The following is a 20,555-nucleotide window of genomic DNA, read 5'->3' on the forward strand; positions in this document are numbered from 1 at the left end:
ACTGGTTGTCCAAAACCAATTAAATTTGAACCAACTTCACAATATTATTAGAAAAGAGGGTATGGAATGAAAGATAAATCTAAATTCGCAATATGTCTTCTGATGGCAACGGGATTAACTCTGACTTCAAACGGGATTTTTACATCTAAATCATTTGCGGCTAGTGCTGTACTTGCTGATCAGGAAACAAATAAACAGGCAAAGGAGGAGCTTGATATTTTTGAAAGCGCATCCAAACCAAATACCAATCTGATAGGCTGGCAAGTGAAAGGAAAAGGTGGATTAGAGGATACTTCAGAAGGAATCTTGCTGACTTCGCACCCTAAAGAAAATGTAATGGCCATCTCAGAGACAGTGTCCGATGATTTTATCTATGAAGCTGATGTCATGATCAGGGATACGAAGGCGGATGCAACATTGTTGTTTCGATCTAATGAGGATGGATTTAGCTCGTACATGCTGCAAATCGTTCCGGACGCAGGTCTGATTCGGTTAAGAGATGCAAGAAATGGAGATGGGAAATTAAAGGAGGAGCGTAAAGTTTCTGTTGAAATGGGGCAAATCTATCATCTCAAAGTGAAGGCAGTGGGTTCCTCGCTAAAAGTATATTGGGGCAATCAATATAAACCATTAATTGATGTTCAGGACATTTCGTATCAAAGCGGAAAGCTTGGACTCCATGTATGGGATGGATCCGCCTTGTTTTCGAACATCGTGGTGAGCGATCTGAAAGGTAATTTGGGGACGGTGATTTCTAGCAAGGGAAAATGGCAACCTGATATCAACGGTAAAAGAGGGACGGTAGAACAGGGGAGCATAGCACAGCAAATCTATAACAAAGAGGCGACTGATATGGTCTATGAAGGGAATATTACCCTTCGTCCTGATTCTATTGCAGCTCTCGCATTTCGATCTTCAACCGATGGAGCTGAAGGTTATGAAGCTACTCTTACGAAGGAAGGAGATCAGGTCCGTGTAAGTTTGACGAATACAAAAGGAACAGTAATTGCCAGTTCGCAACGTACTTATCCGAGTCAGATGGGAGCCAAACATCATGTGGAAATCAAGGCAAAAGGAGATCGAATTCAGGTCTTCCTGGACGGATACACTACGGCCGCGATTGACGTGAAAGATTCAACCTACAGGAGTGGAAGTACCGGAATCGTCGTAAAAAAGGGGACGGCTTACTTTCAGGATACTTATGTGACGGAACTGAGCCAATATTACAATGAGATATATCGTCCACAATATCATTACACGCCAATACGTGGTTCAGCGAGTGATCCGAATGGACTTGTCTACTTCGAAGGAGAATATCATCTCTTTCACCAGGATGGAGGAACATGGGCGCATGCGGTAAGTAAAGATATGCTGAACTGGAAACAGCTTCCGATTGCACTTCCCTGGAATGATCACGGACATGTCTGGTCTGGGTCGGCTATTGCGGATATGACAAATGCATCTGGTTTATTCGGAGATTCAGGAGGCAGGGGCCTTATTGCATATTATACTTCCTTTAACCCAGATAGCCCGAATGGGAACCAGCGTATAGGTCTGGCATACAGTAAAGACCAAGGTCGCACTTGGGAGTATTCGAAGGAACGCCCGATTGTGATCGAGAACCCGGGTAAGAGCGGAAATGAAGCTGGGAATTGGGATTTCCGCGATCCGAAAGTGATCCGTGATGATGAGAATAACCGCTGGGTTATGGTTGTGTCCGGAGGAGATCATATTCGTTTCTACACGTCAACGAACTTACTTGACTGGACATTTACAGATAATTGGGGATATGGGGATTACGTCCGCGGAGGCGTATGGGAATGCCCTGATTTGTTCCAGCTTCCGGTAGACGGAACGTCACAGAAGAAGTGGGTTATGATGATCAGTACAGGAGCGAATCCCAAAACAGGCGGATCAGATGCCGAGTATTTTATCGGTCATTTAACAGCTGATGGTAAATTCGTGAACGATAATCCGGCGGGTAAGGTACTAAGAACAGATTTCGGTAAAGAGTTTTACGCTTCGATGTCTTTCGCTAACATGCCTGATCATCGCACAGTGATGATGGCGTGGATGACGAATTGGGACTATCCGTTCGCTTTCCCAACGTCCAATTGGAAAGGTGAACTAACCATTCCGAGAGAAGTATCATTGGTAACAACCAAAGATGGAATTCGGATGACGCAAAGTCCAATCAAAGAATTGGAATCACTGCGTAAACCTTTGTACTCTGCTTCTAACAAGTCGGTGAGTCCTTCTTCCGGGAATCTGCTAAAAGGTATTATTTCAGGTGCTTACGAAATTGAAGCTGAAATTGAAATCCCTGAAACCAGCACAGCGACCGAGTTTGGCTTTAACATTCGTGAGGGTGCAAATCAGAAGACGGTCGTGGGTTATAAGGCAAGCGATAGTAATATGTTTGTGGACCGAACTGCATCCGGTGAAACGGATTTTTCTAACCTATTTAGTAAGAAACATGAAGCGCCTACGCAAATGGAGAATAATCGGATCAAGATGCGTATTCTTGTGGATGAATCTTCTGTTGAAGCCTTTGGTAACAACGGCAAAGTCGTCTTTTCAGATGTAATATTTCCGGATCCTGCTAGTAGAGCCATGAGTTTTTACGTGAAAGGTGGGAATGTGAACGTTGTTTCCTTGAAAGTGCATCAACTTCAATCTGTCTGGAATGAGGACATTCCTTCAAAAGCTCAAATAAAGATGAATACGAGCGTTCGGGAACTGGGGGTAGGCGAGTCGGATACACTGCAAGCGATGGTCGAGTATGGCCCGGGTCTAGGCGTTCAACCGCTTAAGTGGAATTCCAGTAATAACGAAGTAATAGCCATAGAGTTGGTAGACAATTCACACGCAGTTATTAAGGCGAAAAAAGAAGGGGAGTCCACAGTCACTGTATCTACTCCGAATGGTAAAGCATCCAGTAGTGTGCTCGTTAAAGTCTCAGGTGGCGAGTTCCGGACAAACCTGAGTGGATGGACTAAAGATCTGTCTGCTGCTTCATGGTTAGTTAGTGAACATGGGATTCGTGGTAAATATTTTAGCGATGCGAATTATATTGCCAAAGAGAAGGCTGGGAACTTTACGTATGAAGCAGACATGATGCTCGGTGAAACAGGAGGGGCAGGTTCTATTTTGTTCAGGGCTAGCGAAGATGGTCGCAGTGGTTATTATCTGAATCTAGACCCTAACATGAAGGCAATCCGTCTGTTCTATAAAATCAATGGAGGATTTGAAGAACGTCAGGTTCTTGCAAAAGTACCAACTTTCATTCAGCCAGGTCAAACGTATAAGGTGAAAATAGAAGCGAATGGTCCGCATATTGTAGTTCACGTAAACAGTCAAAAAGTCATAGATATCATGGATGGTATTTTTGCAGAAGGGCACTTTGGACTGAATGTATTTGGCGGCTCCGCATCTTATCAGAACGTCAATGTGAGCAACAGCGAACCTGCAAACATCACCAAGTCCAGCCTTGTAAATACCGCAACACAGAAATCCATTTACACAGCTAACCTTGTCAACGGGGAGCCGGTTACCTTGCAAGATACAAGTGCAGCTTCCGTCCAGAAGTGGGTATTTGTTCCGACAGGTGACGAAGCAGGTTCGTATTCGATTCGTACTACGACCGGGCAGACGCTTGATCTGGATATAGGGCAAAACAAACTTCAGCTATATCATTACTTAGGGTACAACAACCAGCGTTGGCTCCTTCACGAGAACAAAGACGGATCAGTTCATATTACTTCAGCTCATCATCAAAAAGCATTAGAAGTATCGGAAGATGGGACCGAACTTTTCCTAAGTGAACTGAATCCATCACTTGATCGACAAAAATGGACATTAGCAAAATAATCAAAATTTATTCCATGATGGCGTATCTCATAATTATTCCAATAAAGAAGTGTCGCGGGTCAGGAACATTGTTCAATTCAAGTCGCTATTATAGCGGCTTTTTTCTTTTAATCTTGTCCTAGCAGAGGTTCGATGGCTATCGCTATGCGGATTCGTAAGCTTTCAGTTGGATCTTTGAGTTTCACACCCAGGATTTTTTCACACTTTTCCAGTCGATACACCACCGTATTTCGATGAACGAAAAGTTGCTTGGATGTTTCGACAAGCTGGCATTGTGTATCGTAAAAAGCGTTTAAGGTGCGCAGTAACTCTTTTTTTTCATGTTCGTCTGCAATCTGCAGCAGTCCGTTTAAGGTCGCGTCGTAAAATTGTTTCAGTTCGTTGTGGGGAAGCATGTGGAATAAATATCCGATGTCCTTGGCTTGGTAAGATTGGACGAATTGCTTTCGTTTTAGCCAGTAGCCGAATTGCAATGCATTAACCGCTTCTGTATAAGAATGACGAACGCCGAGTACATTTGATGCAGGTTTGCCAATGCCGATCGACAGACTCAGTCCAGTCTCATGATGCAGCTCTTTAAGCATTCCTGACAGCTGCTCGGTGATTTTTGCCTCATCCCATCCCGACTCAGGAATAGATAGAAGAAGACAGTAGGTATCATGTTTGGTAAACATGACGAAGGAATGATCTAACCCACCAAAAACACGTTTGATGTGCTCGTACTGCTCCTCTTGCTCCGTGATATTATCTCCTTTCGGAGGCGCCGAACCTTCGTGATTAGGAAATCTTTGATGCATGTGATTCACCTCGTCATTACGCATGGTCAGCACGACGCTTGCACGCCCCTTGATAAGCCCACATCTCTTGCCACGGTTCAGCGCCTCCTGCTCAGAAGTGATATATCCCTCAATCAGATCGGAGAAGAATTCGTTTTTGTGCCTGCGGGAACGCTCTTTGACAGCCTGTGATTTGGTCAGCTCCATTCCAATGACGTTGGAGGCCTGCTCAAGCGTCAGACCAAAAAGGCCAGTCCATTGATCCGGCGAATGAAAGGATAACAAATAGCCTTCGTGGCGGTAAGTTTTTACTGGATATACCAGCATGCAGCAACGCTCTCGGACTGATGGGTTGATGAAGCACAACGAAGTGGGACTAGAAATATCGGACAAGTCTTGAAGTGTATTTACAGCGGCTGCAGTGAGTTCAGCAACACTGATATTCTGGTTGGAAGCGGAGATGGTTTGCCATTTGTAGTTTAACAGGATGACTGGGGATGAGAACAGTTTGGACAGAGAATCGATAATGCTGGAAATTCCTTTGCCGCGCATGATCATCTCGGAGAATTTTTTGTGGATGCTGAGTGCATATTGCAGTTCGTCACTCTTGTTATTCAGAATCACACTGGTCGATCGCTGCAAAATTTCGCCAAGGGATAGACGGACATCGGAAATTTCGATGATGGGAAATTCGTTCTGATCCGCTTCCCAAAGTATTTCATCAGGGATTGGCAGTTCAAAGCGCTTGGTTTTGATGGCCAACCCGGAGCACTTAAGACGTTGCATGTCCCTGATTAGTTGAATAAACATCTCTGGCTGCTGTTTCATGAAAAAACCGTTGGTCAGCAAGAGCTCGTTTGGCCTTAGAAAGTGAATGATATCCGGACAGTCCATAATGTTGACCGTTTGAACCTCACGTACTAGCCCCTTATGCCCCGTAATCACTCTGGCATCATCGTAAATGCCGTTTTTCAGCAAATCTGTCAGCAGCACATCGACCCATCCCTTTCTGGAACAAGTTATTTTATTGTTAAGTAATATAACACTACGATCATGTGGAGTAAATATCTTTGGTTTGATCATCCAAGATTGCTAATTATTTTTATCCTTTTCATCCAATGATTTCTCAGAAGGAGTGAATTATGCTTAAAGTGTTTCTTGCGTGTAATAAAAGCGTACATGAACGGAGGATGTAATGATTGATCTACTTATCACAGATACGGTGATTTCCGGGGATGAAAAGCGAATGGATGTCGGGATATTCTCAGGCAAGATTACATTTGTCACGCCATGCGGGGAAAGGAAAACCGAAGCTTCTCGTGTAGTGCAAGGCAAAGGGGGCTTATTGCTACCTGGATTGGTCGAGCCGCATATTCATTTGGAAAAAGCATATTTGCTGGATTCCATGGATCGAGAGGCGGAGTCTCTCCAGGACGCGATTCGGATAACATCCAAACTGAAAAGTTCGTTCACCATGGAGGACATATATCATCGCTCGCTGGTTGTCATTCGAGAAGCCGTGAGGAATGGTGTAACCCATATGCGTTGCCATGCAGAGGTTGATCCGGTTCTTGGACTCAGAGCTGTCGAATCTGCTCTTCGTCTCAAACAATCCTTAAAACATCAACTGGATTTACAGGTAGTTGCCTTTCCGCAAGAAGGGGTGTTCAAGAGTCCGGGGACTGCTGGGCTGATGGAAGAGGCCATTCGTATGGGAGCCGATGTGATTGGAGGAATCACGTATCAAGATGCAGACCTGGGGGAGCACTTGGATTTTGCATTTGGTCTGGCAGGGAAGTACGGAAAACCGCTGGATTTTCACGCGGATTTCTCGGTCGATTCCAATGACCGTGCCGTTGTGGAAATTGCAAAAAGGGCCATTGCTGCAGGAATGCAGGGGCATGTAGCCGCCGGACATGTAACCTCGCTCGGTTCCCTCCCTGCACACGAAGCTTTGGCTATCGGAGAGCTCCTGTGTCTTGCCGGAATCAGCATCATTACGCTGCCGATGACGGACCTCTTTTTGAATGGAAGGGAAGGCTCCGAAGGACATCATAGAGGTCTGACTCCCGTGAAACTGCTGCAGGATTGTGGAGTGAATGTGGCAATTGGCGTCAATAATGTGCGCAACCCATTCACGCCGTTTGGCAAAGCAGACCCAATTGAGGCTGCCTGGCTATTGGCGATTACTTCGTACATGGGTGGCAAACGGGATGCGCTCATCTTGACCAACATGCTGACGCATAACGCAGCACAGGCTTTAGGCATTGATAATTATGGCGTTAAGGTTGGCGCTCCGGCCGATATGGTATTGTTCCGAGAGCGGTCGGAAAGGGAAGTTCTGCTTAATAAACCGGAGGCCCGTACGGTCTGGAAATCGGGATTACAGGTAGCTTGTACCGACTCAAAACCTTTGGAATTACCGTGGTTGTCGGATGGGATGGAAACAATCTAATTATGAAGTAAGGGGATGGAGTTATGGAGAAAGGTTTAACACTCGTAAAAAATGTCAAATGGTCGGAAAACCTGTTTGATCTAACGATTGATCAAGCAACAGGACTCATTGTCAGCATTGAGACTGCCGGAACGGATGCGGATCTCACATCTGTAAATATTGCCGGTAGGGCGACAACCGTCATTGACGCGGACGGGCTCCACTATGTACCGCCATTGGCAGATATGCATACCCATTTGGACAAGCATTTTATTGGGGAGCCCTGGAAGTCTTTGCAGCCGTTTGTCACGCTGCCCGGCCAGTTGGAATTTGAGAAAAACATGTTGGGAAAACTACCAACCGGGGCGGGAGAACGTGCGAAACGAATGTTGGATTTAATGTTAGCCCAAGGTACAACGGCAATCCGCACACATGTTGACGTGGATCCGCAAATTGGCCTCTCTCATCTTGAGGAGGTCTTGGAAGTGCGTGAGATGTACCGGGGACGCATCGATATGGAAATTGTGGCGTTTCCCCAGCAAGGCCTGCTTCGATCCGACTCCGTTTCCGTCATGCGGCAAGCGCTTCGTGCTGGAGCCAACTATGTTGGTGGCGTGGATCCGGCCGGACTGGACCGCCGAGTGGATGCCAGTCTGGAAGCCATGTTTGAACTTGCGACAGAATTCTCTGCGGGCATCGACTTGCATCTGCATGACCCGAGTCATCTCGGAATATACACGATCAGCCGCTTCGCCGAACTGACAGAACAAGCCGGTATGTCCGGCCGTACCGCGGTAAGCCATGCCTATTGTTTGGGCCAGGTTGGGGAAACAGAGGTGCACTCACTCGCGGAAAGGTTGTGTGCGACCGGCGTAGCCATCATGACGAGCGTGCCCATTGACAGGCCCATGCCCCCCATCAAACTGTTGATGGAAACGGGAGTGTCCGTGCATATCGGTTCCGATAACATTTTGGATTCGTGGAGCCCATTCGGAAATGGAGATATGCTCTCCCGTGGGTCACGTCTCGCTGAAGTATCCGGTTGGGTGGAGGACTTCTGGTTGCTAGAAACGTACAAGCTTATTTCCAATGCGCCATTAACTCCAAAAGTGGGTGAACGAGGTACTTTCTCGTTGGTAAATGCCATAAATGCGATGCATGCGTTGGCGGCGGCACCTCCACGCGAAGCTGTATTTTCGGGTGGTGTGCTTGTTGGTGGTCGAATGTTTCCCAACAGCAGACAGATGGCAGCCATCCATTCGTAACAATCTTTAATTATACATGAAGCAGCGCATCCTTTTTCGGGTGCGTTGCTTTTTGACATGAAAAGGCTGATCACAGGGCTTAAAATACGTTGCTTAATGCAGTGAATGTGATAATACATAACATTAAAATTTAGACAGGCTTTTCTTTTGGTGTAATAATCCAAATGAAATCATTTTTTTTAGTGAATCACACCAATGACTGAGGCTTACTTACATCGTATTATTCATATAAGAACAATTTTGAGTCACATAAACTGACATTAATAGAATAGGAGGGATGTTGGAGGAGTTACACAAACCAAACATCATTGTTACGAACAGGGGGAGAGAGACATGCGTCGAGGTTTCCATGCAAACCGCATCCAAAACATCAGAAAGCATGGGCTGTTATTGGTCATGATTTTGCCAGGCATCGTCTATCTGTTCATCAACAATTACTTGCCCATGTTCGGCATTGTGATTGCGTTCAAAGATATCAATTTTGCAAAAGGAATCTGGGGAAGTGACTGGGTAGGCTTCGATAATTTCGCCTATCTGTTCCAAACGCAGGATGCTTGGGTGATTACCCGTAACACGTTACTCTACAACGGCGCATTTATCGTGCTTGGAACAGTGCTCTCCATAGCTGTGGCTGTATTGTTAAACGAGGTAAAGAAGCGATTCGCCTCCCGACTGTACCAAAGCATCATTTTGCTGCCCTATCTGATCTCGATGGTCATTGTCGCTTACTTGGTTCTGGCATTGCTCAACGAGGAAAACGGATTCGTCAACCATTACGTGCTTCCTTTACTGGGGATAGACCCCGTGTCGTGGTATGCGGATTCCGGTAAATGGCCCTTTATATTAAGTGTCGTATATCTGTGGAAAAACGTCGGTTATACATGCATTGTTTATCTGGCCTCAATCGTAGGTATCAGCCAAGAATATTATGAGTCCGCTACGCTGGACGGGGCATCCAAGTGGAGGCAAGTCTGGAGCATTACCCTTCCTCTGCTTAAACCCACGATGGTCATTATGGTGCTTCTTGCAGTGGGACGCATCTTCAATTCCGATTTCGGATTGTTCTATCAGGTTCCGCTGAATTCGGGTGCACTGCAAACGACTACCGATGTCATTGACACATACGTTTATCGTGGATTGATGACTTTTGGGGATTTCGGAATGTCATCCGCTGCCGGACTGTACCAGTCCATTGTCGGTTTTCTGTTAGTATTAACGACCAATGCGATCGTTCGTCGCAAAAACCGGGATTTGGCGCTGTTTTAGCTAAGGGGGAGGACAACATGTATTCAAATAGGATATATCAAATGGCTGTTCACCTCGTGCTCATCATGATGGGAATCGCTGCAGTGTTTCCGTTTATACTTCTGATATCCGCTTCCCTAACCGAGGAACAAGCCATTATCAGGGATGGTTATCGTTTATTACCGGCTCAATTCAGCTTCGATGCTTATGTGTATCTGTTTAATCAGTATTCGTTGATTCTGCGGTCGTATGGAATTACGACGTTCATCACGGTCGTGGGCACGATCGTTGGGTTGTTGATCACAACCCTGGTCGCTTATCCGCTATCCAGAAATGTGCTTCCATTTCGTTCGTTCCTGTCATTCTTCGTATTTTTCACCCTGCTTTTCAATGGGGGGCTGGTGCCGATGTACCTGGTTTATACGGACCTCTTCCATTTGAAAGATACCATCTGGTCGCTAATCATCCCGAATTTACTGACCAACGGGTTCTACATTTTGTTGATGCGCAGTTTCTTTTCCACATCAATTCCCGGCGAAGTCGTGGAGTCAGCCTATGTGGATGGAGCCAACGAATGGGTTATTTATTGCAAAATCGTTCTCCCGCTTGCTCTTCCAAGCCTGGCAACCATTGGTCTGATGCTCATGATCTCGTATTGGAACGATTGGTTTAACGGTCTAATCTTCATCAATGACGGAAGCCTCTACAGCATTCAAAACCTGCTTAATCGAATGTTGTCTGATGTCCAGTACTTGCAGCAAAGCAGTTTGTCTGGTCAGACAGCAGTTGTCTCATCCGTACCTCTCGGCAGTGTGAGAATGGCTATTGCCGTAATCGGCGTGTTGCCGCTGATCGCAGCGTATCCGTTTTTCCAGAAGTTCTTCGTCAAGGGATTGACTATTGGTGCCGTAAAAGGTTAGTTATGCTTCGTATCCAAGATGTCTTATCCAAAAGCAAATATGGGGAGTGAATGAAGATGTTCAGAAAAAGATTGCCTGTGGGTTTCATAAAGGTAATGTCCTTAATTTGTGCGGCCCCTCTATTGTTGACGGCATGCGGAAACCCAGACAGTAAGGAGGGGGCAGAACTTGGAAAAGCTTCAGCAACAGACATGTATGAAGTGGTCATGACGTATCCAGCTTTTGGGGATGTAACAGATGTTAAGGAAATTCAGGAAGCCATCAGTGATATTACAGCGGAAAAGGTAGGCGCCACCGTGAAGCTCTTGCCTGTTAATGGATCGAACTATGCCAATCAAATGAACTTGATGCTGGCGGGCAGCGAGAAACTGGATCTGGTGTATACCAGCGTATGGTTCGGCCTTGAATCCCAAATCGGCAGGGGGCAGTTACTGCCCATGGACGAATCGTTGAATGAAACTGGTAAAAAGATACTGGAGGCTGTTCCGGAGGAAGCCGCAGAAGCCGGGAAGATGAATGGCGAAACATATGGCGTTCCCAGCATTAAAGCTTGGGCACTTTCCCCCAGTTTTGTGATGGACAAAGAGCTTGCCGATAAACATGCTATTGACCTTAGCGCCATAAAAACCTGGAATGATATCTCTGCTGTATTGCAGCTTATCAAGGACAAGGAGCCGGGTGTCACGCCGATTGTCAGCTATAACTCACAGGAAACACCCGGACAAGCCATGCTGAATTTTGATCCATTGGGAACAGCACCTGGCGTACTGGATTTTGGCGGGGAGGACTTCACCGTGCAGAACCTTTTTGCGACTTCGCGGTTCTCCACAATGGCTGACCTGATGCGTGATTGGTATCAAAAAGGTTATTTCAGCAAAGATGTCGCAACGTCACAGGAAACGGGCTCCAATCTGATCAAGGCAGGCAAAGCCTTCTCGTATATCCGGAATATCAATGAATGTTACTCGGAATCACTTGCGGCTGGGACTGAACTTGTATGCGTCCCCCTTGAGGATTCGTATATGACGCGAAATAGCGTAGCTTCCAACATGATGTCTTTGGCAAGGAACAGTGAGCAGCCGGATAAGGCGATTCAAGTATTGGAACTGTTTTACTCGGACGAAGCAGTCATTAATCTGTTTACGAATGGGATCGAAGGCAAGCATTATGTTCAGCGTGATAATGGGCTGATCAGCAAGCCGGATGGCGTTACTGCAACAGGATACGATTCAAACCAATATGCCGTGGGGAACAATTTCCTGTCCTATATATGGGAAGGGAACGATCCTGACATGTGGGAGCACTTGAGGGGCGAAAATGAGAGTGCCGTAAAATCAAGGGCGATGGGTTTCAGCTTCGACATCAATCCGGTCAAAACACAAATTACCTCGGTGGCCAACGTCCAAAACCAGTATGATGCAGGCTTTCAGACAGGAACTTTTGACCCGTCAGAACTGGGTGCTTATCTCGACAAACTAAAGAATGCAGGCGTAGAGAAAATATTGACGGAAAAGCAAAACCAGTTAAACCAATGGCTTGAAAATAAATAGAAGGAGCTGATCACGCATGTTTAATCCTGTCATTGATGTTCACCACCATATCATCTCTAAAGAAATGCAACGAAAGCAGCGGGAGTTGGGAATGGAGATTCCAAGTTTTATGCCGAAGTGGACGCCCGAGATCGGGATGCAAAAAATGGATGTATGTGACATCTCGTTTTCATTCCTTTCAGCCCCGTCAGACCTGACGTTCATCGACCAATCTTCTGCCAACGCATTGGCACGTAAAATGAATGAAGAGCTCGCATCGTATGCTCAACTTCATCCTGAGCGGTATGGTGCGTTTGCAACGCTTCCACTCCCGGATCCCGCAGCAGCCATGGAAGAAACATTGTATGCACTTGATGTTCTCGGGATGGATGGTGTTGCAATGCTGACAAGTTATCAGGGGAAATATTTAAGCCATCCAGATTACACCGAATTGTTAACCGAATTGGATCGGCGCAGTGCTGTTGTGTTTCTGCATCCCATCCTCATACCGCAAAAAATCGCTGGGCTTAGTCCTGCATTGCTTGAGGGCACCTTCGATACAACGCGGGCTGTCACTACGATGGCTGTTCATCGCATTTTCGACCAATATCCATCCATTACGTTCATTCTTCCCCATACAGGGGGCATGGTGCCGTATATCAAATGGAGAATTGCGCTTGCCGCCATCGGGCAAGATTCGATTCAGGTTGAAACAACACCGGAACAATTTCAAGCTGAAATAGCCAAACTGGACCACCTTTATTATGATTCCACGTTAAACCTCGGCACAATCCAAAAGTTGATTGCGCCTGATCGGATTCTGTTCGGAGCGGACATACCTTGGCCAGCTGACAGCGTCCTTCGTATACAGCGGGAGTCGGTATTCCATGAAGCACAGCAGGTCAGCGAAGAAAACGCGAAGGCGATCGCTTATGGCAATGCCTTTCGTCTATTCCCCCGCATTTCTAAGCTTTTTGATATAGAGAAAAAGTTAATTTAAAGTGTTAGGAACCGATAACTCAACATTACAAAACAATAGTTTAATCTCTCATGACAATGTAACAACAAAACAATCGTTCTTGAAACGGTTGTTTTGTTGTTAACACCCATTAGTTACATTCTGGTTCCTATCTAATAAAAAGGTGCCTACTTTTCAAGTAGTATGAGACATTTTAAGATTTAACGAAAGGTGGTTAAACAGAGGGCGTATGTAATGAACAAAAGTTATATGCAACGTTGCTTTGACGTAATAGAGATCATCCCGAAGGAGTTGCAGAGAATATAGATCGCACCATTACTTTGTAGAAGATATGCATAGTGTGATCGTCAAATTAACCGATTACGTGGGAGATTCATTGAAAGTAATTGAGGGGATGGTAGCGCCATGCCAATTGAAATCAAAGACATTGTAGTGTTTTAATGAGTAAGCTTCAAGATCATAGTTTAAACTTTAATTTTAATCTAGGTATTCTTCGAGTTGCTGACGAGTTGAAGACATTAACTGGCCAAACCATCTTTATCGGTGTCTTGAATGATGATTCCTTTTATTAAAGAGCTCGAGCAAATTAAAAAATCGGGTTTTGCGGTAGATAACGAGGAAGCCGATCAAGGAGCAAAGAAAACAGAATAACCCTTCTCAGAAATGAGGTGGGTATCCTGTTTATAAATGTTGGCATTTTAAAGTGCCCTCAATCATCATGGAGAGCCTTTTTTTGGGGGAGTAGTATAGTTTAGTGTTAATCATCTGAACTAGTGAGTAGAAATTTTCCGATAATATTCTCGTTGCTATCGTACAAGTTTATATACTTATCGAATTTTGGTTCATTCATACTCTGAATTGCTTCTTCGGGAGTTTGTGGCAAATCTTGATTCATATCTGAAGTCTTGATGTAACCTTCAGTTCCGTCTACACCAAAAGCCTTAACTAGATCTAATTCTGTTTCATCATGATAAATAAATGAACCATATGTTTGACCGTTATCATTGATTTTTATTTCCATTTGATCTTTAGAGGGACTAGTATCGGCAGATGCAGCTCCCCAGCCATAAACTCCTATTCCAATCCCTAAAGCACAAGTCACACCAACTGTAATTAATTTTAGTGATTTTGTTTTCATTAGAATATCCTCCTAATGTTGAATGAATGGTGTTTTAGAACCACCGTCATATTCATACTTACCAGACTGTCAAACGGCAAACACTGCCTCAGTTTCGTAATCCCCAGATCCTTAACCCCAGTCGAATCTATTAAATTACTCAATTTCAAATTAATGTAACATTTAATGTCGTAATTGTAAACCATTTTTAGGTTATTTAGATTCTTATGTAACCACGGAAAATTCACTGGCATATTCAGTCGCAATAGAGGGCAACCGGAGGAAGGAACAAATCCTTTTACAATCATTGTCAGTACGGTTATAATACAATCACCCGATGGATTACCCAACAAAGTTAAATATTGTAATTAGACACTGGAGGTATGGTTATGGTCAAGAAGAAAATGTCCAAAGCCCTCAGCGCAGCTTTAATCGTTTCTATGCTGGCTACTGGCGTGATAGTCGCTATCCAAGGTAAAACAACGTTAGAGGCATCATCAGGTGATAAAAAGGTTGAAGTTATTAAAGCACAAGCGTGACCTTACTATGAAGAAGCTTAGGTGCGACTATATCGTCCCAATTAGGGCATATTGAGCACCTGATGCGAAAACCTCAGCTCGGTTAACCGAGCTGAGGTTTTTTCATTATCATTATGAATTGATGTCGAGGGACAAGATCATGGTGCGCAATTACCAATTATACATTGGCACCTCGTGCAGGTACCTGGGCAATTTTACGATGGCATTCAGCCACCACTTGGCATGCCTTACGGATGGATTCGATTTCATAATCACTTTTTAAAATGATCATGTTCGTATCAGGCCTCATTCGTAATAGCTTGCATAGCGAGTCGGGCGAGTCCGGTGCAAAAGTAGGAGGGCACGGCGACGTCCAGGATTTGTTCTTTGCGCTACATACGTATGAGCTCATTTTGTTCTTTAGTACGGATGGACGTGAGGACCTTCTTTTATTAGTACTACATATTTGTCCATATAAAGACAGTAACGCATGGAGCGGAGAAACGAACAAGATCTGTTGTGTTCGATGAAATGAAGAATTAGACCGTAATCATAAAGTTGTAGACCGGGTACAGGCGTTAAGCTAACTGGGAACATGAGATCAATAAAACGAAAAAGGCAGTCGACCAACGTGATCGGCTATTTTTGTTCACAGTTTGTCATGTCAGCTAGAAACCGTTACGATGTGTTATATGGAATTTATCTTTGAGGCTCAATCAGTTATAGAAAAGAGAAAGGACAAGCGGCATGATACAAAGAGAAGGGAATGTAGCTTGCAACGCCAACTCAGAATATATATGGTGAGCAACGGGACTTGTTTAAGGAATTAAGCAAAAAAGATGATTTATCTGTACTTTAGAGAGATCCAAAACTTATCTTAGTTGAACTATATTTTATAAGGAGACACGTAAGATGGAATTAAAATTTAGGGAAAAGGCTCTGTTATTTTATTTGATCGAGGCTAGATACAATGATTTGGAGTTACGAGAGGAGCAAGTATATCAGGAAATTGAAGATCTATACTTTAAATTTAAAGATGAGTTAGAAAGAGAATATGGGGAAGACTGGCGAGAAATTTAAAGCAAGGAGGTACCCAAGAAAATGATTTATTGGAGTATGCAGACATTAGAGGTTTGGAAACAAGCTCAAGAAACAGGTTACTTGGAGGGAAGCTCTGAACACTTAATGTTTCCAAAACAATACATATGGATGATGGAACAAATGAAAACAATATTACCTAATTATAAAGGTGAGTATCCAATCTGGCTATGGATCAAAAAGCCGGATATGAGATCTACCGGACATTTTGAGGGAGGAACTAAATGCGTAAGATTGACCATTGATCTCAAGGAGACAGATGTACTAATATCAGATCTTGATAGATGGAACCTGGTACTGAACAATGGATTTTGCTCTGATAATGAACATGAAGAAGGTGAGTTTAATAAGGGGATACTAGAAATGACGAAAGAAGAAAGTTGGGAGCGGATTTTTGATTTAAATCGAGCGGTTGATGTTAATTGGACAGGTAATGGTGCATGGCTTCAGGGAACTACGGGACGAATCTACTTAGAAAAAGTGAAGAGAGTAGAGCAATATATTAGTCGTAAATCAAAGTTATACTAATAACAATTATAACAATAAGGTAAATAAGACATATCATGACCTCTTTTCAAATGTTGTTGGGGGAACATTGAAAAATCCTTCCCTTTAATCGTTACTTACAATTCCAAGTTAGGATATGGCCAATAGCCTAAACGTGTGAGGGCTAAAGTCATTAATCTGGTGGTTTAGTACTCTAAACTCATCATTCATAATGTCAGAGAATATAGTTGATAAGCATTATCATTCATGATATATTGTTAACCAGTAAACTAAATATAAGAATTTATTTAGAATAACTCTATTTTTAAAAGAATATTTTTGTTTACAAGTAAATAAGGAGCGATCAAAGAATGATCTCAAAAGATCGAACAAAACAGTTGCTTTATGACCAATTTATCCGTTTTTTACATGTGTATGAGAACCACAAGGATACAGAAATCGAGCATTTCCTAAGTATCGCCCAGCGTGAAAGCATCGAGAAAATCCCTCAGCATTTGACCGCGGTTCATATGATAGATTGCATAGGCAAGCATGAGCCCATTAACAACACGGGTATTGCCGAGGCGATGAACTTGTCCAAAGCAAGTATCACCAAAATTGGCAACAAACTGCTCGAGGAAGGATTCGTCAAACGTACGAAAATGAACGACAACAAAAAGGAGAGCTATTTCCGGTTGTCACCGCAAGGCAAAAAAATCTTTGAATTGCATGAACGTCTGCATATACATGAGGCTGAGCGCTTCTATCGTACTCTTGACAAATATTCGGAAACGGAGCTAAAAGTAATCCATCAATTTCTACAAGACAGCAGTATAAATATTGAATCCAGATAGAACAAAGGAGAGTGAAGCATATGAGTCTGGCGGAATTGATCAGGGAGCGCAGGAGTATTCGTAAATGTAACTCTACGCCGGTGGACCAGGAGTTGGTTGTTGAACTACTGCGTAAGGCTATACGGCTTCAACCATTTGTTGAGTCTGGCTCATGGCGTGTAGTATATGCCGGAACTCCAGAAGCACGCAAACGGTTGGTGGACTGCATGCTGGAACAGATGTCACAAAGCAAGCTCGGCAAGCTGATTCCAGGGAAACTTCTGGATGTTTTTAAAAAGAGATTTACCGATATTCCTGCCCACGTCATTGTTATGTCGACTGTAGGACCGAATCGTCTGACCAATGACCGTAATTATGCGGCTACCTGTGGGGTGATGCAGAGCTTCCAACTGTTGGGCTGGGAACGAGGGTTAGGAATGTTGTGGGATACAGAGTCCATGATTCAGCATAAAGGGTTCTTCAATGGAATTGGCTTACGTGAGGATGAAAGATTTGTTGGTATTCTTCATATAGGGTATTACGACAAAGCGCCAAGAAGTCGGAAAAGGACACCAGCCGAGCAGAAGTGGACCGTATTGCGAGGGCAGCCTACATAGAAGAGGAGGATAAGAAAATGAAATTGTCAGATTTGGAAGGAGACATGGACGGTCCGATTGAGTTTTTGGATCAACCGGTATCGCAGGACCTAATCCTTGAGTTGCTCAATCATGCCGTATGGGCGCCAAATGATGGCCTCCGAGAGCCGTGGCGATTTATCTTTGCTGATAACCGGTATGGGGACATCATGCAGGGATTACAGAACCAGGCTCCTGCGTATCTTCTGGTCTTGGTGAAGGAAGAGGCGGATCAATATAAGCGGGAAGAGGACTTTGCAGCTGTCTGTTGCCTAATTCAGAATTTCCGCTTGCTGGCTCATGAGCAAAGTCTGGGTGTGCGCTGTACCTTGCATGACTGGATGTACGACCCGAGCCGTACTGAAATGTTTGGTGTACTGAGTAACGAGCGCATTGCTGCGGTTCTGGAATTGGGATACGGTGCAAATCAGTGGAAAGGAAATACGAAGTTACCTGAGACTCAACTTCATTTTGAACTGCTGTAGGGGTGGATATGATGGGATGAGACTCCAAATGGAAAACCTCGGCTCGTCATCGTCTTGAGCCGCTTATTACATAATAAATATAGGAGGTATGATTATGGTCAAGAAGAGAAAATGTCCACAGCACTCAGTGCAGCTTTAATCGTTTCTATGCTGGCTACTGGCGTAACAACGTTAGAAGTAGCGAAGTCAGCAGGGGATAAAAAGGTTGAAGTTATTAAATAAAGCATACGCGAGACCTTCTAGAAAGTTAAAAGAACCTCAGCTCGGTTAACCCGGCTGAGGTTCTTTTCTTTATCATTATGCATTGAAAAAATGCAGACCTAGATGAAATAAGAATAGAAAAAAAGTAAAGTGATTTCGCGGGGCAAGAGCTTCTACCAAGTGCCTATTAGGCGTATCTAATCGTTATTTTGCCCTTTAATTCGTTAAGCTGTTCACGAAACCGCAAAATCAGTAAGAAACTTTAGAATTTTTTAATATCTTACCACTATGTTCTTAAACACTCTTTTCTAAAATGAGTGGAAGGGAGGCAAAACAGGAAACAGAATGAAAGACTAAAGTTAACAGTGAAAGGATGAATTTAGAAAACCATGAAAAAATGGCTCCGTAAGGATGCTTCGGCGGCCATGTTCTTCCTTGTGCCAAGCGGCATCGGATTTGCACTCTTTTACCTTATCCCGTTTGCCATGGGCGTGTATTATTCGTTTATGAGCCATTCGGTAGACGGTCATTTTGTGGGACTCGATAATTATCGTGAGCTGCTCGGAAGTGCTTCTTTCCTCAAAGCAGCTTCCAACACGTTATATTTCAGTACGATCAGTGTTCCACTTATGATCATGCTGTCATTGGGGCTCGCGATGCTTCTACATAAAAATGTCTATATCCAAAAATGGCTTCGAACAGCTTATGTGATGCCGCTTGTTGTGCCCACCGCCTCGATCATCATGATTTGGCAGATCCTTTTTGATTGGAACGGGTCCCTTAACGCCTGGCTGGATAGTTTCGGATACGGACGGGTGGATTGGATGAAATCCGAATCGGCACGTATAGTCGTGATTATGGTCTATATATGGAAGAACATAGGTTACAACGTTATTTTATTCCTTGCCGGACTTCAGCAAATACCGAAGGATTACTACGAAACGGCTCGAATTGAAGGTGCTGGTCGTTTACGGCAATTTCGGAGTGTTACACTGGTTTATCTGACTTCGACGATGTTTTTTGTAGTGATTATGTCCATTATTAACTCATTTAAAGTGTTTCGGGAAACGTATCTCATTGCTGGCGGTTATCCCCATGACAGTATTTACATGATGCAGCACTATATGAATAATATGTTCATATCACTCGACATTCAGAAACTAACCGCAGCGGCATCCTTGATGTTTGTCAGTATACTGCTGATCGTTCTAGCTCTGTTTGCGATGGAGCGTCGGCATCGGCAGTACATGGAGTAGGAGGTGAAGCAAAGTCTGTGCGAATAGTCTACATATTGAAAAATGGTGTATTAACATTCATCCTGAGTGTTATTGCCTTGATCTTAATATCACCAATTGTGATTATATTCACAAATTCGATGATGACAGAACAGGAAATTGGGATCAATTATGGCCTCATCGGGCAAATGAATGAAGCAGCCGTAGGTAGAGACGATGCATTTGCAAACCTGAAGCTGATTCCGGATAAGGTCTCCTTTGCACAGTACGGGAAGGTATTTATCGACAACCCGAAATTTATGATGATGTTCTGGAATTCAGTGTTCATGGTCGTACCGATTATTGTAGGTCAGACTCTTGTTGCGGCTCTGGCTGCCTATGCATTCTCCAAGCTAAAATTTCGCGGCCGGGATTCTATGTTTTTGGTATATGTCATGACGATGCTCATGCCATTCCAAGTCACGCTGGTACCCAATTACATTATGGTCGATATGCTTGGGATGCTGAATAGTACGAGTGCCATCATTCTTCCTGGCATCTTCGCAGCTTTTGGCGTGTTTATGCTCAGACAATTCATGCTGGACATTCCCTACGCCTATATTGAAGCTGCCAAAATGGACGGAGCAGGACATTTAAGGATATTTGTTACGATGATTGTTCCGATGATCAAGCCAGGATTAGCCGCACTTGTGATTTTGCTCTTCGTTGATTATTGGAACATGGTGGAACAGCCTCTTATTTTTTTAGACAACCCGTTCAAGCAGCCGCTGTCCGTCTTTTTATCCACGATTAATCAGAGTGACAAGGGTATTGCTTTTGCTGCATCCATGCTCTATATGGCCCCGATGGTGATGGTATTTCTGTATGCGGAGTCGTATTTCATTGAGGGTATTCAATTATCCGGAGTTAAAGGTTAACTTTTCAGTGCT

At 44.0% G+C, this 20,555-nt stretch carries 17 protein-coding genes; 15 read left to right on the forward strand and 2 right to left on the reverse strand.

Annotated features, from left to right (window positions below):
- Positions 1-66 precede the first annotated feature (66 nt).
- Complete coding sequence (locus tag V6668_RS16205; RefSeq protein WP_338706106.1) at positions 67-3,870, forward strand: GH32 C-terminal domain-containing protein; 3,804 nt, start codon at positions 67-69, stop codon at positions 3,868-3,870.
- Positions 3,871-3,977: 107 nt separating this feature from the next.
- Here the strand turns inward: V6668_RS16205 and V6668_RS16210 are convergent, their stop codons facing one another.
- On the reverse strand, positions 3,978-5,639 hold the full coding sequence (locus V6668_RS16210; protein ID WP_338706107.1) for a PucR family transcriptional regulator: 1,662 nt from the start codon (positions 5,637-5,639) through the stop codon (positions 3,978-3,980).
- Positions 5,640-5,841: 202 nt separating this feature from the next.
- On the opposite strand from V6668_RS16210, the gene V6668_RS16215 reads away from it, so the two are divergent.
- From V6668_RS16215 to V6668_RS16240, 6 genes are all read left to right on the forward strand, one after another.
- Positions 5,842-7,101: an amidohydrolase family protein gene (locus tag V6668_RS16215; protein ID WP_338706108.1), complete on the forward strand. Its 1,260-nt coding sequence runs from the start codon at positions 5,842-5,844 to the stop codon at positions 7,099-7,101.
- 23 nt (positions 7,102-7,124) lie between these two features.
- Positions 7,125-8,345, forward strand: a complete 1,221-nt coding sequence (locus tag V6668_RS16220) for an amidohydrolase family protein (RefSeq protein ID WP_338706109.1) — start codon at positions 7,125-7,127, stop codon at positions 8,343-8,345.
- 333 nt (positions 8,346-8,678) lie between these two features.
- Positions 8,679-9,611, forward strand: coding sequence for an ABC transporter permease (locus V6668_RS16225; protein WP_036615375.1), 933 nt, complete (start codon positions 8,679-8,681; stop codon positions 9,609-9,611).
- A gap of 17 nt (positions 9,612-9,628) precedes the next feature.
- Positions 9,629-10,510: a carbohydrate ABC transporter permease gene (locus V6668_RS16230; protein ID WP_338706110.1), complete on the forward strand. Its 882-nt coding sequence runs from the start codon at positions 9,629-9,631 to the stop codon at positions 10,508-10,510.
- 122 nt (positions 10,511-10,632) lie between these two features.
- Positions 10,633-12,060 carry an ABC transporter substrate-binding protein gene (locus tag V6668_RS16235; protein ID WP_338706111.1) on the forward strand — a complete coding sequence of 476 codons (1,428 nt, stop codon included), beginning with the start codon at positions 10,633-10,635 and terminating at the stop codon, positions 12,058-12,060.
- A gap of 16 nt (positions 12,061-12,076) precedes the next feature.
- Positions 12,077-13,039 (forward strand): amidohydrolase family protein, encoded by a 963-nt coding sequence (locus tag V6668_RS16240; RefSeq protein WP_338706112.1) that lies wholly within the window; start codon positions 12,077-12,079, stop codon positions 13,037-13,039.
- A gap of 736 nt (positions 13,040-13,775) precedes the next feature.
- Here V6668_RS16240 and V6668_RS16245 read toward each other — a convergent pair.
- Entirely contained in the window at positions 13,776-14,156 is a 381-nt protein-coding gene (locus V6668_RS16245; protein ID WP_076327486.1) for a hypothetical protein, read from the reverse strand.
- A 368-nt stretch (positions 14,157-14,524) separates the two neighbouring features.
- Between V6668_RS16245 and V6668_RS16250 the strand changes: the two genes are divergently transcribed.
- The 8 genes from V6668_RS16250 (at position 14,525) to V6668_RS16285 (ending at position 20,543) form a co-directional block, all read left to right on the forward strand.
- Complete coding sequence (locus tag V6668_RS16250; RefSeq protein ID WP_179086457.1) at positions 14,525-14,674, forward strand: hypothetical protein; 150 nt, start codon at positions 14,525-14,527, stop codon at positions 14,672-14,674.
- 891 nt (positions 14,675-15,565) lie between these two features.
- Positions 15,566-15,733: a hypothetical protein gene (locus V6668_RS16255; protein ID WP_155985137.1), complete on the forward strand. Its 168-nt coding sequence runs from the start codon at positions 15,566-15,568 to the stop codon at positions 15,731-15,733.
- Between the two features lie 21 nt (positions 15,734-15,754).
- The gene (locus tag V6668_RS16260) at positions 15,755-16,279 is read left to right on the forward strand and encodes a DUF3841 domain-containing protein (protein WP_338706114.1); all 525 of its coding nucleotides are present in this window, start codon (positions 15,755-15,757) and stop codon (positions 16,277-16,279) included.
- A 329-nt stretch (positions 16,280-16,608) separates the two neighbouring features.
- Positions 16,609-17,091, forward strand: coding sequence for a MarR family transcriptional regulator (locus tag V6668_RS16265; protein ID WP_017688279.1), 483 nt, complete (start codon positions 16,609-16,611; stop codon positions 17,089-17,091).
- A gap of 20 nt (positions 17,092-17,111) precedes the next feature.
- Entirely contained in the window at positions 17,112-17,687 is a 576-nt protein-coding gene (locus tag V6668_RS16270; RefSeq protein ID WP_338706116.1) for a nitroreductase, read from the forward strand.
- A 17-nt stretch (positions 17,688-17,704) separates the two neighbouring features.
- Positions 17,705-18,190 (forward strand): nitroreductase family protein, encoded by a 486-nt coding sequence (locus tag V6668_RS16275; RefSeq protein WP_036615363.1) that lies wholly within the window; start codon positions 17,705-17,707, stop codon positions 18,188-18,190.
- 590 nt (positions 18,191-18,780) lie between these two features.
- Positions 18,781-19,647 carry a sugar ABC transporter permease gene (locus tag V6668_RS16280; RefSeq protein WP_338706117.1) on the forward strand — a complete coding sequence of 289 codons (867 nt, stop codon included), beginning with the start codon at positions 18,781-18,783 and terminating at the stop codon, positions 19,645-19,647.
- 17 nt (positions 19,648-19,664) lie between these two features.
- Positions 19,665-20,543: a carbohydrate ABC transporter permease gene (locus V6668_RS16285; RefSeq protein WP_338706118.1), complete on the forward strand. Its 879-nt coding sequence runs from the start codon at positions 19,665-19,667 to the stop codon at positions 20,541-20,543.
- Positions 20,544-20,555: the final 12 nt, after the last annotated feature.

The organism is Paenibacillus amylolyticus (genome assembly GCF_036894225.1).
In the GTDB taxonomy this organism is placed as follows: Bacteria; Bacillota; Bacilli; order Paenibacillales; family Paenibacillaceae; genus Paenibacillus; species Paenibacillus amylolyticus.